This window comes from Kluyvera genomosp. 3, assembly GCF_011765685.1.
Taxonomy (GTDB): Bacteria; Pseudomonadota; Gammaproteobacteria; order Enterobacterales; family Enterobacteriaceae; genus Kluyvera; species Kluyvera georgiana_A.
Genome location: NZ_CP050321.1, coordinates 2121219 through 2137656 on the forward strand (window position 1 = coordinate 2121219; position 16438 = coordinate 2137656).

The window sequence follows — 16438 nt, forward strand, 5'->3', positions numbered from 1 at the left end:
AGATGCGTGAAATTAAGATGGTTTGCTTTTTTAATTGTATTACTCGCCGGGTGTAGCTCTAAATCGGATTACCGTAATCCGCCATGGAACCCTGAAGTGCCGGTAAAACGAGCGATGCAGTGGATGCCTATTAGCGAAAAAGCCGGTGCGGCATGGGGCGTCAGCCCACGCCTGATCACCGCGATTATTGCCGTGGAGTCCGGCGGGAACCCGACGCTGGTCAGCAAATCAAACGCGGTTGGCCTGATGCAACTGAAGGCCTCCACCTCCGGGCTGGACGTCTACCGTTACATGGGCTGGAGCGGCCAGCCGTCGACCAGCGAGCTGAAAAACCCGGAGCGTAATATCTCAATGGGAGCGGCCTATCTGAGCATTCTGGAGCACGGTTCACTGGCGGGCATTAGCGACCCGGAAGTGATGCAGTATGCGCTGGTGGTGTCCTATGCGAACGGTGCTGGTGCGCTGCTGCGCACCTTCTCATCCGATCGTAAAAAGGCGATTGCGGAAATCAACGAACTGGATAAGGACGAGTTCTTCGAGCATGTGGTGAAGAACCATCCGGCACCGCAGGCGCCACGCTATATCTGGAAAGTACAGAAAGCGATGGACGCCATGTAGTTAGCGGACGTTATTGGCCCGTTCGCGGGCCTCTCGCTCCAGTGAAAAGATAATGCGCTGGAGCGAGCGTTCAAGTACCGGCGTCATATGCAGAAAACGAAAGCTCAGGCGCGGGGTGACAATCGTTTCGTTCTTGCTATCAACCACCTTACGTTCGCTGATCGCCAGCAGTTGCGCATCAAAGCGAAAACGTCCCCATTGTCCCATATCCAGCTCAATCTCTTTCAGCTCCATTCCGGGAACCAAAATTTCTGGCGTGGGTCCATCCAGCAGCGCGCCCATCCCTCCCAGTGACAGATCAAACAGTCGAAAACGGAGCGGGGTTTTATTCGGCAGCGTGGCGACACCATAGTAGGGCGGATGCAGCGGCGCGGGCATGCGGAAATATTCGCGACGTTGAATAAACCACACTGCTGGCGGCGTCGGCATCACAAAGGCCGGTAACCCCTGATAATCTTCAACCTGCATTCCGGTAACGGTAAATTCTATTTTTGCGCCATTGGTTTCCGCCACGATGCTGATATTTTTTGCCGTTCGAGCGGCGTCGTTATCTTCTTCCCGGCTGCCAAAATCAATAACCAAACGTTGCTGGCTGGCGTCGAGAATGCGGCTAATAAATTGCCGTGAAGACCAGCTCACGCGCAGCGCGGCGTTAGCCTGCTGAAGATCGCGGAGAATATTTAATACGGCTAACGGATTTTGCTTAAGAAACTGTGCGTTATGCTCACTCACCTGAAATGGCTCCTGAATGGCAGGTTCTCTATGAGATATCGGCGTCCAGAAACAGAACTTCAGCGTCTAAATAAAAATATTTAACATTACGCCAGATCTGCGCTGTGCAACGGACTTAAGACAGTGCCTACATCAACATTCGTATTTGTCCGTATAAAATATCATCGCCATACCAGGTTTTTTAAGAACAATTACCTATACTTGAAACATTAGCGGCGCAGAATGTCGGCGCTTTTATTGCAGTTAATGGAACAGGAGAGGTGGGAAAAATGGGTATTATTACCTGGATTATTTTTGGTCTGATTGCCGGTGTTATTGCCAAATTCATTATGCCGGGACGCGATGGGGGTGGTTTTATCCTCACCTGTATCCTGGGGATAGTGGGTGCGGTAGTGGGTGGTTGGCTCGCGACCACGTTCGGCATCGGTGGCAGCGTCACCGGTTTTAACCTGCACAGCTTCCTGGTAGCCGTGGTTGGCGCCATCGTTGTGCTGGCGGTATTCCGCCTGATTCGCCGCGAATAATGTCTTCCTACGGCCCCGTCAGGGGCCGTTTCTTGCCTCGACAAAAATCCGATCTAGATCACATTTCTATATCCCTTCGTATTTTGTTGTTGAATAGCAAATGCGGATGATAATAATTATCGTTCTTTGTTCTTTTTGAGCTTAACGATAATGAATAACGCCGTTTTCCGCCTTTGTGCACTCTCAGGGATGATAACACTCGCGCTTGCGTCGCAGGCCTATGCCGATAATAACGAATCCACCATGGTCGTGAACGCCTCTGGCGAGGGGAGCGAACTGGCCGCCTGGACCAACAGCGCCACCAAATCCGCGGTGGCGGAGAGTAAAACGCCGCAGGTAATCAACACTATCGGTCAGCATGAAATCACCCTGCGCCACGCTGCCTCGGTGAATGAGATTCTGCGCTATGCGCCTGGGGTAACGACCGAGTCGCGCGGCAGCACGACCTACATGAGCGAATACAAGATTCGCGGCTTTAACGTCGACAACGAATTCTATAACGGCCTCCAGTTGCCCTATAACGTGACCGGTAATACCAAAGCGCGGATCGACCCGCTGCTGGTTGAAAGCGTCGATATCCTCAAAGGGCCTTCCTCGGTGCTCTACGGTAGCGGTTCGCCGGGCGGGTTGGTGAATATTCAGGGGAAGAAACCACAGAACACGCCGCGCACGGAAGTCGGCTTCAATACTGGCACTCGTAACCTGAAAGAGGGTTACCTGGACTCGACCGGGCGGGTTGCCGACAGCGACTGGAGCTATCGCCTGCTGGGTAAAGCGACCGAAGGCGACGATCAGCCGCATACGACCCGCTATGAAGATTATCTCGTGGCCCCCAGCGTGACGTGGCAGCCAAGCGATAAAACCCGCCTGACGCTGGATGCGCTGGCGCAAAATACCCCAAGCCTGACGCCGTCTAACCCGCTGCCGCTTTCTTATTTGCGCTCCAGCTACGCCAATAAACGCGATTATGCCGGTGACGACTGGAACGGCTTCAAGCAGCGCCAGTGGATGGTGGGCTACAGTTTTGAACACCAATTTGATAACGGCTGGGGAATTGCGCAGAAAGCGCGTTACTTTGATATCGACAGCCATCAGCGGAGCGTCTATTCCACCGGCAACGTGGGGAACCCGGTTTATGAACTGAACCGCTTTGCCTATACCACGGACGAAGATCTGCATAGCTTCAATATCGACAACCAGATCACGCGGACGCTGACGGTGGGCGAGTGGCAGCACCACCTGCTGGCAGGGTTCGACTATCAGAAGCTGAATTCCCACTACCATTATCGCTATGCGTCGACGACCCCGGGGATCGACATGCGCAACCCGGACTTTACGCAGGTGAATGAAGGGGCGCTGGGACTGTACACTGCGCAGAAAAATCGCCTGTCGTACAACCAGAAAGGCTACTACCTGCAGGACCAGATGGCCTGGGGAGGCCTGAATATTCTCGCCAGCCTACGCTACGACGAATACCAGTCCGCGACAACCGACTACCTTAACCACGACGAGAAAACGTGGATCTCTCAGGATCGCGTGACCAAACGCCTTGGCGTGCTGTACGCCTTTGACAATGGGCTGTCGCCGTTTATCAGCTACTCGGAAGGGTTTAAACCGGTATCACCGGCTAACGGCCTGACGGCGGAACAGGTGAAACCTACCAACAGTAAGCAGGTGGAGGGCGGCGTGAAGTACCTGCTGGCGGACTATGCGACCACCTTTACCGCCTCAGTCTTCAACATCCGACAGAAAAACGTGCTGAGCGCGGATCCAAGCTGGGTGTACCGCCAGACCGGGGAAATTGAGTCCAAAGGGGCAGAACTGTCAGCTATCAGCCGCCCAACCGACAATATTAACCTGATCGCCAACTACGCCTATACCCACGCCATCAACACCGAAGATGAGAGCTACCAGGGCAAGCGCCCGACGCAGATACCTGAAAATGCCTTCAACCTGTGGGGCGACTATACCTTCGACCAGAGCCTGGTGCGCGGGCTGACGATCGGCGCGGGGGCGCGCTACACCGGTCCGATGGAAATCTCCCCGGATAACAAGGCGGGTAAACTGGGGGGCACAACGCAGTACGATATGTCGCTGTCTTACGATATGTCCGCCGTGGACAGCAGCCTTGCTGGGCTCATGCTGAAAGCCAGCGCGCAGAACCTGACCAACAAAGAGACGTTGACCTGTTATGACAGCACCAACTGCTGGATTGGTCGCGATCGAACCGTGCAGGTGGGGGCGAGCTATACCTTCTGATGGTAGGCCGGATAAGCGCAGCGCCATCCGGCAGCTACGCATCATGCCGGATGGCGGCGAAACGCCTTATCCGGCCTACGTGATAATTCCGGGTCGCCTGGACGTGGGGTTTACGCCGACTCCGGGGCTGCGCCAGATACCGCATTCTGGCGTTGCGCGGCTTTCATCGGAATAAAAGCGACGATAACGGCGCCCAGAATCAGGAAGCCGGCCACCATATAGATCCCGGCGTTAAAGCTGCCGGTGACGTCTTTCATCAGCCCCATCAGCAAAGGTCCCAGCGCCGCGCCGGTCATGCCGGTGCCGTTGATCACCGCGATGCCCAGCGCACGGGCGCGCAGGGAGAGTGCGCGATCCGGCGTGGTCCAGAAGATAACCATCGCCGCAAAGGCGCCCATCGACGCCATCACGATCCCGGTAAATTGCAGATGCGGGTTCGGGCTGGCGGCGGTGAGGATCCAGCCTGCCGCGGCGAACAGATAGGGCAGCAGGGTGTGCAACTTACGCTCGTTGTAGCGGTCGGAACGTTTGCTCCACCAGATCATGCCGATGATCGTACAGACCTGCGGAATCGCGCTCAGCAGACCGATAGTGACGTTGCTGCTCTCGGCGTTAAAGCTACGCAGAATCAGCGGCGTCCAAACGCTCAGGGCGCTCAGCGTATTGGTCAGGCAGAAGTAGGCCAGGGTGTAGAGAATAATCGCCGGGGTGAGTAGCTCGCGCAGCATACTTTTTTGCCCAACCGAGGCGGCCTGAATGGCGCTTTGGGTTTGCAATGCGTTGATTCGGTCGGCTTCCAGCATCTCGTTGAGGCAGGCTTTATCATCGTCGGTCAGCCATTTGGCCTTCGCCGGACTGTCGTCAAGCCAGAACCAGACCACCAGACCGAGCAGCACAGACGGGAAGCCTTCCAGCAGGAACAGCCACTGCCAGCCTTTCAGATTGAGCAGACCATCCATGTTGAGAATGTAGCCAGACGCCAGGGACCCCAACGCCATGGTCACCGGCATGGCGATCATAAACAGCGCGTTGGCGCGAGCGCGATAATGTGCGGGGAACCAATAGGTTAAGTAATACAGCAGGCCGGGAAGAAAACCGGCTTCGGCAATACCCACCAGCATGCGCAGGGCGTACAGGCTGTTGGGTCCGGTGGCGAACAGCGTGGCGGTAGAGGCAATACCCCAGACGATCATGAGAATGGCTATCCAGCGTCGCGCGCCAACGATGGTCAGCATCACGTTACTGGGAATACCGCAGACCACGTACATCACATAAAACAGCGTGGTAGCGAGGCCAAACATAGTGCTGGTTAACCCGAGATCTTTTCCCATGGTTAGCCCGGCGAAGCCAATGTTGATGCGGTCGAGATAGGAAAACACAAACAGTACGAATAAAAACACGATCAATCGGCGAAACAGCTTGTTGATCACCGCCTGCTGCCGCGCGTTGAGCGGCGCTGGACCGGAGGCCGACGTTGGTTCCAGAGAAGGGCTATCGTTCATGAAAAGCTCCACATTGTGATTATGGTTATGGGTCGTACAGGCTGGCTAACGTATAGAGAACGTCCGCTGAAGGTGTCAATTTTATGTGTGAAAAATGATACGCAATTGTTATGTGTGTGGCATTTGTGAATCATAATGCGATCTGCGTCGCTAAAAAGCCTCAGGCGCAGATCGACCCGGCATCATCACGTCGGGACGGGGCGAAAGACACAGGGTATAATCGAAAAATCTGCGGCTTGTTTGGTAAGGAAACGCATGAGTTATCTAAAAAAATTATCGGGTGATGGTACTGAAGATGCCGTATTTCATCGTGAAGAGTTTCCGTTCTACTGGATTGTTAACGTCTACGCGCGTTACACCCAAACCGTAGAAATCGCGCTCAAGAAGATCTCTCTGGATGTCTCGCGCTTTCGCGTGTTGATGATTACCCATCAGTACGGCGAGGCGAGCATTTCGCAAATCTCCGAGTATGCGCTGGCGAAAATGCCGACCGTCACCAAAATCGTCGGTCGACTCCGCGACGATGGGCTGGTGACAACCGCCAGCAGCCCCAGCGATGCGCGGGTGACCGTCGTGATGTTAACGGAAGCGGGCCAGCAGAAAGTGGCGGAAGCGATGCCGCTGATGAGCAAAATATTCGACAAAGGTTTTAAAGGAATGACCGCCAGCCAGGTGGAGAAAATGAACCAGGCATTGGCCAACGTGCTGGATAACCTCAACGAACTTTAACCCCGTCTCTCACACGATCGCGAAACTGTGACTTGTGTAGAAAAAATTCATAACATCTTGTAAATAAACACTATATTACATACCGTCGTCGACAGCCCGTTCGACGACGGTACCCGCCGTATTGCCTTTTTTTGCTTTATATTTCATCTGGCTGCATAAATAACCATCAACACAGAAAGGTTAATTGATTGTTTGTTTTTGGTAAATATAACGTGAAAATTTACTTGAATATTCATCTAAATGTTCCATAGTAAAAACACGTTAGTCAGGACAAAGATGCCGCATTGATGGCTCGCCTGGATATGATTCATTTTTTCTGTGTAAGGTGTTAATTATGCAGCCAGTTTGTGAGAGCAAGGGTTTTGTCGAACGCTTCACCCTCGGTGACGGTGACCTGCGTTTTGCCGTCAAAGATACGCTGGACGTGGCGGGACACCGTACACAGGCCGGCTGTCCGGCGCTGGCAGAAAGCGCAGTGGCGCAGCAGCATGCCAGCGTCGTTGCGATGTTGCTCAGCAGCGGCTGCCAACTGGCTGGCAAAACCACCTTGCATGAGTTGGCGTTTGGCGTCACCGGCATCAACCCGTGGGCGGGGACACCGCTCAATCCTTGTTACCCTGAACTGATTCCGGGCGGTTCTTCCAGCGGTTCGGCGGCGGTTGTCGCCTCGGGAGAGGTCGATTTTGCGCTCGGCACGGATACCGGCGGTTCGGTGCGGATGCCCGCCGCCTGCTGTGGGATCCTCGGGCTGAAACCCGGCTACGGCGTGCTGAGCCGTCAGGGGGTTGTCCCCGCCGAAAGTTCGCTGGACTGCGTCGGTATTTTCGCCCGTGACGCGGACGTGCTGCGCCAGGTCCTGCATCGGTTAAATGTGCCCGTGGATGCGCCGCTAACGACCTTACCGGAGATGGCCTTTATTGCCGCCGCGCAGCCGGAAATTGATGCTATGCTCCTCACGACGCTGACCCGATGGGAGATCTATCCACAACGCGCTGAATTGTCTTTGCTTAGTGAGGCTCATCGCGCCGGTCTTACCCTGATCAACCATGAAAACTGGCAGGCATTTGGCCCACTGTTGGCCAGTGGAAAAGTGTCCGCTGATGTCGCCAGCCGCATTCGTCGGGGGGAAACGGTCAGCGCGCAGGACGTGCATGAAGCGGAAACCGTTCGCCAGCGCTTTAGCGCGCAGATGGATGAACAACTGATGAAAACGCCGCTGCTGGCGCTGGCAACCTTACCAGAATTACCGCCAACCTTAGCCGAAGCTAACGATCCGCTGCGTGTGGTTGAGTTAACCCGGCTGGTGCGTCCCTTCAACCTCAGCGGCCATCCGGCATTGACGCTGCCCATGGGCAGTCTGAACGATCGTCCTGTTGCGCTTCAGCTCGTGGCCCGTAAAGGGAACGAAAGCCTGTTGGTGCAGGCCGCCGAATGGCTGATGCGACGACGCGTCTAGCCGCAATACCCGCTTTTTCGTTATCCCAGATGACTCAGTGAGTTCGACTCATTGCGGCTGCGTTCGCCCTGCGAACGGCTGCGTATAACCCTTCCGGAGGAAGCCATGTCTGCCGTACACGTTCGTGAAACGCTGGTACCGCTGCTGAGCGAGGTTGCGACTCGCAGCGCCGATTTTGAGCATCAACGTCATATTTCTGACGACATCATTACCCGCTTTAAACAGGTCGGCGTGTATCGCGCACTGGTCCCAAAAATCTACGGCGGCGACGAGTGTACGCCCGCGCAGTTCTGCGAACTGATTGAACAAATCGCCACGGCGGACGGCTCTGCGGGGTGGGTGGCAAGCTTTGGCATGAGCCCGTTCTACCTTGGCGCGCTGCCGGTGGAGACGCTGGCTGAACTCTACCGCGATGGCCCGGACGTGGTCTTCGCGGGCGGCATCTTCCCGACGCAGAAAGCGCGTCAGGCCGACGGCGGCTACCGGGTGAGCGGTCGCTGGAGCTTTGCCAGCGGCAGCATGGGCGCATCGGTACTGGGCGTCGGGATTCTGCCGGACGGCGAACAACCGCTGCCGCGCATGGCGGTCCTGCCGCGCAACAGCGTGCAGATCGATCCGGTGTGGGACACTGTGGGCCTCGCCGGAACCGGCAGTCACGACCTGCTGGTGGACGACGTCTTTGTCCCCGAGGCGTGGACCTTTATTCGTGGCGGCGCGCTGAATCTGGAGGGGCCGCTGTACCGCTACCCGGTGCTATCTCTGGCCACTCAGGTGCTTTCCGTTGTCGCCCTCGGCGTGGCCCGCGCGGCGCTCAATGAAATTTACGCCATCGCCCATCGTCAGCAGTCGGTGACCGGCGCGCCACGACTGGCCGACCGCCCGCAGGCGCAAATGCAGATTGCCCGCTGTGAAGCGGATTTACGCTCGGCCCGCGCCTGGTTTTACGAGGCGATAGACGATGTCTGGCAGCGTTTGCTGCAGGGCGATGACGCCAGCTGCGAGCAGATTAACGCCCTGCGGCTGTCTTCCACGCACGTCACGCGCGTCGCCGCCGAAGTGGCGCGTCAGGCGCTGGCGCTGAACGGTATGGGCGGCGTCACCATGACCAGCCCGCTGCAGCGCTACGTTCGCGACACGATGGTGATTACTCAACACGCCTTTATGGGCGACCTCTCGTACCTCAATGCGGGCACGGTCTTTTTCGGCGGTAAACCACTGCCGGGTTACCTGTGATTGTTAACTAAGGAGCAACAGATGAGCCAAACCAACAAACTACGCGTGCTGTTTTGCATCGGCGTAAATCAGAACTTTTTTGACGCCAGCGCGGCGGAAGCCAAACAGGTATGGGCCGCTTTCGGCGTGATGATGAAGGGCATGGAGGAGACGCCGGGGATCCGCGTCATCGGCAATATGGATGACGACCAGCTGATGGTGGGCCCGTCGACTACCGCGCCGTGGACCACCTACGTACTGGCCGATGCCGAAGCGCTGGAAAACGTCGCGGCGGTCTGCAATCTGTTCCGCACCACGCCGGTAGGCGACAGCGGCAGCAAGCTGTGGAAGTACTGCAAAATCGAAGCCCGCGTCGGGCGTGAACTGATTATTCAGGGTTAACGGAGCGCGCGATGACTTCTCAGGATGCGCTGCGCCTACAGCAGCTCGAAGATCAGCAGGCCGCGCGGGTGTGCATCAGCAACTACATGCACTTGTGCGACCGCCTTGATGATGCCGACACCGTACGCGCCATCGGTGCGCTGTTTAGCGTCGATGCCTGCTGGGAAGGCGTGGGGGAACCCTATGCCGAGCGCCTGGGGCGTCATCAGGGGCGTGCGGCCATTATCGCCATGATGGCGAGCTACGTGCGTCAACCCGCGCACTTCGCCATGAACGCGCATTTTCTCTGTTCCGAGGCGTTGAGCGTGACGGCCGACGGCGAGCTGCATGGTCGCTGGCTGATGCTGCAAACGTCCGCCTTCAGCGCGGGCGGCGCACACCTTAACGCCGCGGAACTCCATGTGACCTTTCGGCGCGAGGCGGGAGAAATGGTGATGCGTCACTTCACCACCCGCAACCTGTTTAGCCGACCCATAAGCCACTGGCACGCCGAGGATCTGCTCCCGGTGCCGGAGCAAAATCAGACCGTCGCAGACGTGCAGGAGAATGGACATGCAGTGTGACCACCTCATTAATGTAAAGAATATCGATACCACGACGACCAACGCGCCAAGCCGAGCCGAGATTGCCGCGCTGGTCCAGCAAGACCGTGTACATACCTCTCTGTACACCTCGGAAGAATTGTTCAATCTCGAGCTGGATCGCGTGTTTGGCAAAACCTGGGTCTGGGTGGCGCATGCCAGCGAAATCCCGGAGACCGGGAGCTTCAAAACCACCGAAATCGGCACCCAGCCGGTGATCGTGGTCCGTGACCGTAAAGGCACCGTTCACACGCTGCTCAACCGCTGCCGTCACCGCGCGGCGACCGTTTGCGAACATCGCAGCGGCAAAACCAACAGCTTTGTTTGTCCGTATCACGGCTGGGGCTACGCGCTCGACGGCAGCCTGCGCGGCGTGCCGCACCCGGAAAGCTATGCCGACCAGCTGGAAAAGGGCGAGCTGGGGCTGGTGTCGCTGCGCACCGAACAGTACGCGGGGATGATCTTCGCCACCTTCAACGATCGTATTGAGCCGCTGGAAGATTTCCTCGGCGCGGCGAAGAAGTGGATGGATCTGTTTATGAAGCAGGGCGCGGGCTACCCGATCAAAACCGGCCCGGCGCACCGTTTCCGCTTCCCGGGCAACTGGAAAATTCAGCTCGAGAACACCACCGATGGCTACCACTTCCCGGTGGTGCACCGCTCGTTCTTAAGCTCGGTCGATAAACAAACCGAAGAGATGCTCAACTTTGTCGACGGCAGCGGCTACGTCGAAGACCTCGGCAACGGCCATAGCGTGATGGTGATGATCCCGGAACTGGTGGATCTGGAAGCCAATCTGGATGCGCCGATCCCGGAGCGCTTTACCGAACTGGCCGACGCCCTGCGCGCCGATCACGACGAAGATCAGGTACGTCGCATCGTGCGTGCGGTCGGCGGCTCCGGCTTCAACCTCAATATCTTCCCGAATATTGCCTGCTCGATGGCTTTCTTCCGCGTATTGCAGCCGGTGTCGGTGAACGAAACCGAAATTCACCATGCGGTGATCACCATGGACGGCGGGCCGGAAATCGCTAACCAGGCGCGTCTGCGTTTGCACGAACATTTTCAGGGGCCGATGGGCTTCGGTACGCCGGACGATTCGGAAGCGTGGGAGCGCGTGCAGCGCGGGGCCACCGCCGGGGATGACCTGTGGATCATGCTCAACCGCGGACTGGCAGGGGAATACCGCACCGACGACGGTCTGCGTAGCGACGTCAGCGCTGAAACCGGCATGCGCGCGGCCTACCAGCAGTGGAAAAAATTGATGACGGAGATGGAATAAATGACGCCCGCTGAATCTGTACTGTTTAACGCCATTGCGGTTATCAACCTCGAAGGTGACCTGCTGGATCAGGGCGAGTTTGATGCCTGGCTGGATCTCTGGCAGCGCGACGGCCTGTATGTGGTGCCGATCGACCCCACCGAGACCGACTTTAAAAACACGCTCAACTACGCCTGCGACGATCACGAGATGCGCGCCAAGCGCGTGAAGCGCCTGTATAGCGGCGAGTCCATCTCCACCACGCCGCGAGCCAGAACGCTGCGCACGCTGTCGCGCTTTCGTCTGCTGGAGGCCAGCGAAAACGAAGTGGTGGTACGCGGCGCGCAGTCGCTGTGGGAACACCGCAAGGGCCACAGTCGCCACTACGCCGCCGACATCACCTGGCACCTGCGCCCGCAGGAAAGCGGCTGGCGCATTACCCAGAAGGTGATTCGCCTGGTCAACAGCGACGATGTGCTGCACAGCATCGGCTACATCCTGTGAGGGGCTGTTTATGACGCAAACCGTATTAGTGACCGGCGCTGCCGCCGGTCTCGGCAACGTGATTGCCACCCATCTGCTGGCGCAGGGGTTCCAGGTGGTATTGACCGATGTGGATGCTGAACGCGCACAGGCTGCCGCCGCCGGTCTGGATAGCGATCGCGTGCTGGCATTGGCGCTGGATATTCGCCTGCCGGACGCTTTTGAGCGCGCGCTGGCGGCCACCATTGAGCGCTTCGGCAGCCTACAGGCGCTGGTCAATAACGCCGCGCTGACGCTGGCGACGCCGGTAATGGAAATTACGGCGGAAGAGTTTGACCGGGTAATGACCACCAACCTGCGCGGCACCTTTGTGGGCTGCCAGACCCTTGGGCGTTACTTCGCCCGCCGCGGCTATGGCCGCATCATCAATCTGGCGTCGCTCGCCGGGCAGAACGGCGGCACCGCCTCTGGCGCGCACTATGCGGCCTCGAAGGGCGGCATTCTGACGCTGACCAAAATTTTCGCCCGCGAGTTGGCGAAATCCGGCGTGACCGTGAACGCCATCGCTCCTGGGCCGATGGATTCACCGGCGGTTCATGCGCTGGTGCCGGAAGAGAAGATGGCGGGGTTATTACAGATGATCCCGGTTGGCAAGCTCGGCGAGGCGGAGTTTGTCGCCCAGGCCGTGGCGCTGCTGGTTTCGCCACAGGCGTCGTTTGTCACCGGGGCCACCTGGGACATCAACGGCGGGCTGTTTATGCGCTAAGGGGATGAAGATGCTGACATTACAGATTGTCCGCCGTGAACTGCGCGGCGAGGTGGTGCTGCTGACGCTGGCTCACGCTGAGGGTATCGCGCTGCCCGCGTTCACCGCCGGAGCGCATATCGATCTGCATTTAAACAACGATCTGGTGCGCCCGTACTCGCTGTGCAGCGACCCTCAGCAACGCTTTCACTATCAGCTCGGCGTACTCAAAGATCGCCAGTCGCAGGGCGGTTCGCTGGCGGTGCACGCCCTGCGCGAAGGGGATGAGGTCCGCGTCAGCGAGCCGCGCAACCTGTTTACGCTGGATGGACAGGCCAAACACAGCCTGTTGATCGGCGGCGGCATCGGTATTACGCCGATGCTGGCGATGGCGGCGGAATTACGCGCCGCCGGGCGTTCATTCAGCCTGCATTACTGTGCGAAATCGCGCGCTGAGGCGGCGTTCGTCGCGCATCTGGAAGCGGCGGACTACGCGCCGCAGGTTCACCTGCATTTCAGCGATGAGCAGCGTATCAACCTCGATGCGGTGTTGTGCGATGTACCACAAGGCACACACGTCTACGTTTGCGGCCCCGCACGGTTGATGGATGCGGTGAGCGAACGCGCGGCGGCGCACGGTTACACGGCGGAACAGATTCACCAGGAGTGCTTCAGCGCTGAGGTTGCCACCGATGGCCAGCCGTTTGAAGTGGTGGCCGCTGCCAGCGGTATTACCGTACAGGTGGCGGCAAACCAGACCATTGTCGAGGCGCTGGCCCTGGCCGGGCTGAAAGTGTGCGTCTCCTGTAAGCAGGGGATCTGCGGCAGTTGCCTGACCGACGTACTCGAAGGCGAGCCGGATCACCGCGACCACTACCTGACCGACGACGAGAAAGCCGACGGCGATCAGATTCTGTTGTGCTGTTCACGGGCGAAAAGCGCCCGCCTGATTATCGATCTTTGAGGCTCTGACTATGACTCTGCAAACCGAATTTCGTAACGCTATGGCGCAGTTGGGTAGCGCGGTATCCGTGATCACCACCGACGGCCCGGCAGGCAAATTTGGCTTTACCGCCTCCGCCGTCTGCAGCGTGACCGACCAGCCGCCGACGCTGTTGGTGTGCATGAACCGCAACTCCTTCGCCCACGCGCACTTCAAGCAAAACGGCGCGCTGTGCGTCAACGTGCTGTCGAGCGACCACCAGGCGCTGTCCGGCATTTTCGCCAACGCCAGCCTGCGCTCTGAAGAGCGTTTCTGCCACGACAGCTGGCAGGTGATGGCCAGCGGCGCGCCGGTGCTGAGCTCTGCGGTGGCGAGCTTTGACTGCCTGATTGACGACTGCCACGAAGTGGGCAGCCACTCGGTCTTTTACTGCCGGGTGCAGGCCATTCGCATCAGCGAGCAGCCGCGCGGGCTGGTCTATTTCAACCGCCGCTACCACACGATTGGCTGCGACGTGGAAGTCTGATAACGAAAGGGGGAATGCCGGATGAGCAATGTCGTTTCTGAAACTGCCGTCACATCAACGACCGTCCGCCATGACGCGCAGCAAATGCGTAAGCTGGTAGTCGCGTCGGTACTGGGTAATGCGCTGGAATGGTATGACTTCTTTCTCTACGGCACCGCCGCGGCGCTGGTGTTTGGCCCGCTGTTCTTCCCGGTAAGCGGCGACCCGCTGCAGGGCACGCTGCTGGCGTTTTCCGGCTTTGCGGTTGGTTTTCTGGCACGCCCGCTCGGCGGCATCCTGTTCGGCCATCTCGGCGATCGCTATAGCCGTAAAATGACGCTGATCATGACCCTGACGCTGATGGGGGCGACGACCTTTGTGATTGGCCTGCTGCCGACCTACGCGCAGATAGGCATCTGGGCGCCGCTGTCGCTCATCATCCTGCGCTTCTTACAGGGCGTGGCGTCCGGCGGCGAGTGGGGCGGCGGCGTATTGATGCTGAGCGAAAATGCGCCCGCCTCGCGACGCGGCTTCTATACCGCGTGGAGCCAGATGGGCGTCTCCGGCGGCTTTGTGCTCTCCGCTTTCGCCTTTTACCTCGTCCAGCAGTTGCCGCAAAGCGATTTCCTGAGCTGGGGCTGGCGCGTGCCGTTCTTGCTGAGCATCGTCATCTTCCTGGTCGGCGTTTATATCCGTAAAAACATTCGCGAGAGCAAAGCTTTCACTCAGGCGAAGCCGGAAGAGAAGCATGAAAAGATCCCGCTGCTGGTGCTGGTGCGCGAACACCCGAAAGCGCTGTTGCAGGCCATTGCCCTGAGGCTGCCGGAAAACGGGGCTTCCTATATTTTCTTCACCTTCTCGGTGGTTTACGCCAAACACATTGGCATTGGCACCGGGGAGATCATCAGCGCGGTGACGCTGGCGATGCTGATTGAGTTTTTCTCGATCCTGTTCTGGGGCGCGCTGTCGGACAAGATTGGCCTGAAACCCGTTTACTACATCGGCGTGATTGGCCTGCTGGTGATGGCGTTTCCGTTCTTCTGGCTGCTCTCCACCGGCAGCTATGGCGCGGTGATGCTGGCGATGTTCCTCGGTCTGCCGGTGTGCCACGGCGCGATGATCGGCACCCAGCCGTGCATCATGAGCGATCTCTTCCCGGTGCGGGTGCGCTACTCCGGGCTGGCGCTGGGCCACGAAGTAGGGTCTATCTTCTCCGGCGGCCTTGGCCCGATGCTGGCGGTGGCGCTGCTGATGGCCGTCGATTCCTCCTGGCCGGTTTCTTTACTGTTGATGGCCTACGCGCTGCTGGCATGGATTGCCCTGAGAAGCCTGCCTTCAACCCCCTTACAACACAAAAATGCAGGAGCAACGGATGTTAAAGATTGAATCACTGACCTGCTGGCTGGTGGATATTCCCACCATTCGCCCGCACAAACTGTCGATGGCCACCATGGGCTGCCAGACCCTGACCCTGGTGCGCATGCAGTGCGCGCAGGGCGTGGTCGGCTGGGGCGAAGCCACCACCATCGGCGGGCTGAGCTACGGGGCGGAAAGCCCGGAGGCCATCCGCTCGGCCATTGAAACCTACCTGTCGCCGCTGCTGTGCGGCCAGACCTTCAACGGCGTGGCGGCGCTGGCAGAGAAAATGAACGCCAGCGTCAAGGGCAACACCTTTGCTAAATCGGCACTGGAAACCGCGTTTCTCGATGCCCAGGGCAAGCTGCTGGGGCTGCCGGTCAGCGCGCTGCTCGGCGGGGCGATAACCGACCGTCTACCGGTGCTGTGGACGTTGGCGAGCGGCGACACGGAGAAAGACATTGAAGAGGGCAAACGGCTGCTGGCGGAAGGGCGGCACGATACCTTCAAGCTGAAAATTGGCGCCCGGGATCTCAAAACCGATATTCGCCACGCGCTGGCGATTAAAGCGGCGCTCGGTGACGAGGTCAGCGTTCGTGTTGACGTCAACCAGGCGTGGGACTTCACCACCGCGGTGAAAGGGATGAGCCAGCTACAGGACGGCGGTATCGACCTCGTTGAACAGCCAACCCCGCTCTGGGACCGGCAGGGGCTGATTGCCCTGAGCCAGCGTTTTGAGGTGCCGATTCTCGCCGATGAAGCGGTGGCAACCAGCCACGACGGTTTTGCTCTGGCGCACGGCGGCTTTAGTGGCGCTTATGCGCTGAAGATTGCCAAAGCCGGCGGTCCGGCGCAGGCGCTGAAGCTGGCGCACGTCGCGCAGGCAGCGGGCGTGGCGTTGTACGGCGGCACCATGCTGGAAGGGACGGTCGGCACGGTGGCCTCGCTGCACGCCTGGTCCACCGTCAGGATGCAATGGGGAACCGAGATGTTCGGCCCGCTGCTGCTGAAAGATGACATCGTGGTCACGCCGCTCGACTTCCGTCAGGGGCAGGTTTCGCTGCCGCAGGAGCCGGGTCTGGGCATAGAGATTGACCTCGATAAATTGCGTTATTACGCGCGCCACTAAA

The 16438-nt window shown here is 58.6% G+C and carries 17 protein-coding genes; 15 read left to right on the forward strand and 2 right to left on the reverse strand.

Annotated features, from left to right (window positions below):
- Positions 1–6 precede the first annotated feature (6 nt).
- A complete protein-coding gene (gene emtA, locus GY169_RS09860; RefSeq protein WP_065356773.1) occupies positions 7–618 on the forward strand; it encodes a membrane-bound lytic murein transglycosylase EmtA in 612 nt (203 codons plus the stop codon).
- Here emtA and GY169_RS09865 read toward each other — a convergent pair whose 3' ends face one another.
- Positions 619–1350: a flagellar brake protein YcgR gene (locus GY169_RS09865; protein WP_167575611.1), complete on the reverse strand. Its 732-nt coding sequence runs from the start codon at positions 1348–1350 to the stop codon at positions 619–621. It abuts the gene before it with no gap.
- 269 nt (positions 1351–1619) lie between these two features.
- On the opposite strand from GY169_RS09865, the gene GY169_RS09870 reads away from it, so the two are divergent.
- Together GY169_RS09870 and GY169_RS09875 are read left to right on the forward strand one after the other, a co-directional pair.
- Entirely contained in the window at positions 1620–1874 is a 255-nt protein-coding gene (locus GY169_RS09870) for a GlsB/YeaQ/YmgE family stress response membrane protein (RefSeq protein WP_064544875.1), read from the forward strand.
- 150 nt (positions 1875–2024) lie between these two features.
- Positions 2025–4133 carry a TonB-dependent siderophore receptor gene (locus GY169_RS09875; protein ID WP_167575612.1) on the forward strand — a complete coding sequence of 703 codons (2109 nt, stop codon included), beginning with the start codon at positions 2025–2027 and terminating at the stop codon, positions 4131–4133.
- A 110-nt stretch (positions 4134–4243) separates the two neighbouring features.
- Here the strand turns inward: GY169_RS09875 and hpaX are convergent, their stop codons facing one another.
- Positions 4244–5635, reverse strand: coding sequence for a 4-hydroxyphenylacetate permease (gene hpaX, locus GY169_RS09880; protein WP_167575613.1), 1392 nt, complete (start codon positions 5633–5635; stop codon positions 4244–4246).
- Positions 5636–5890: 255 nt separating this feature from the next.
- Between hpaX and GY169_RS09885 the strand changes: the two genes are divergently transcribed.
- The 12 genes from GY169_RS09885 to GY169_RS09940 all read left to right on the forward strand — a co-directional run bounded on the left by GY169_RS09885 (position 5891) and on the right by GY169_RS09940 (position 16437).
- Positions 5891–6364, forward strand: coding sequence for a MarR family winged helix-turn-helix transcriptional regulator (locus tag GY169_RS09885; protein WP_167575614.1), 474 nt, complete (start codon positions 5891–5893; stop codon positions 6362–6364).
- Positions 6365–6698: 334 nt separating this feature from the next.
- Entirely contained in the window at positions 6699–7820 is a 1122-nt protein-coding gene (locus GY169_RS09890; protein ID WP_167575615.1) for an amidase, read from the forward strand.
- Positions 7821–7925: 105 nt separating this feature from the next.
- On the forward strand, positions 7926–9053 hold the full coding sequence (locus tag GY169_RS09895) for an acyl-CoA dehydrogenase family protein (RefSeq protein ID WP_167575616.1): 1128 nt from the start codon (positions 7926–7928) through the stop codon (positions 9051–9053).
- 21 nt (positions 9054–9074) lie between these two features.
- Positions 9075–9434, forward strand: coding sequence for an IacB protein (locus GY169_RS09900; protein ID WP_167575617.1), 360 nt, complete (start codon positions 9075–9077; stop codon positions 9432–9434).
- A gap of 11 nt (positions 9435–9445) precedes the next feature.
- A complete protein-coding gene (locus tag GY169_RS09905) occupies positions 9446–9997 on the forward strand; it encodes a nuclear transport factor 2 family protein (RefSeq protein ID WP_167575618.1) in 552 nt (183 codons plus the stop codon).
- A complete protein-coding gene (locus GY169_RS09910) occupies positions 9987–11297 on the forward strand; it encodes an aromatic ring-hydroxylating oxygenase subunit alpha (RefSeq protein WP_223802793.1) in 1311 nt (436 codons plus the stop codon). Before GY169_RS09905 ends, GY169_RS09910 begins: the two co-directional genes overlap by 11 nt.
- Positions 11298–11780, forward strand: coding sequence for an aromatic-ring-hydroxylating dioxygenase subunit beta (locus tag GY169_RS09915; protein ID WP_167575619.1), 483 nt, complete (start codon positions 11298–11300; stop codon positions 11778–11780).
- A 10-nt stretch (positions 11781–11790) separates the two neighbouring features.
- On the forward strand, positions 11791–12525 hold the full coding sequence (locus GY169_RS09920) for an SDR family NAD(P)-dependent oxidoreductase (protein ID WP_167575620.1): 735 nt from the start codon (positions 11791–11793) through the stop codon (positions 12523–12525).
- 10 nt (positions 12526–12535) lie between these two features.
- On the forward strand, positions 12536–13468 hold the full coding sequence (locus tag GY169_RS09925; RefSeq protein WP_167575621.1) for a PDR/VanB family oxidoreductase: 933 nt from the start codon (positions 12536–12538) through the stop codon (positions 13466–13468).
- Between the two features lie 10 nt (positions 13469–13478).
- A complete protein-coding gene (locus GY169_RS09930; protein ID WP_167575622.1) occupies positions 13479–13973 on the forward strand; it encodes a flavin reductase in 495 nt (164 codons plus the stop codon).
- An 84-nt stretch (positions 13974–14057) separates the two neighbouring features.
- Entirely contained in the window at positions 14058–15338 is a 1281-nt protein-coding gene (locus GY169_RS09935) for an MFS transporter (protein ID WP_167577276.1), read from the forward strand.
- Positions 15325–16437 (forward strand): muconate/chloromuconate family cycloisomerase, encoded by a 1113-nt coding sequence (locus GY169_RS09940; protein ID WP_167575623.1) that lies wholly within the window; start codon positions 15325–15327, stop codon positions 16435–16437. Before GY169_RS09935 ends, GY169_RS09940 begins: the two co-directional genes overlap by 14 nt.
- The last annotated feature ends 1 nt before the right edge of the window (position 16438 follow it).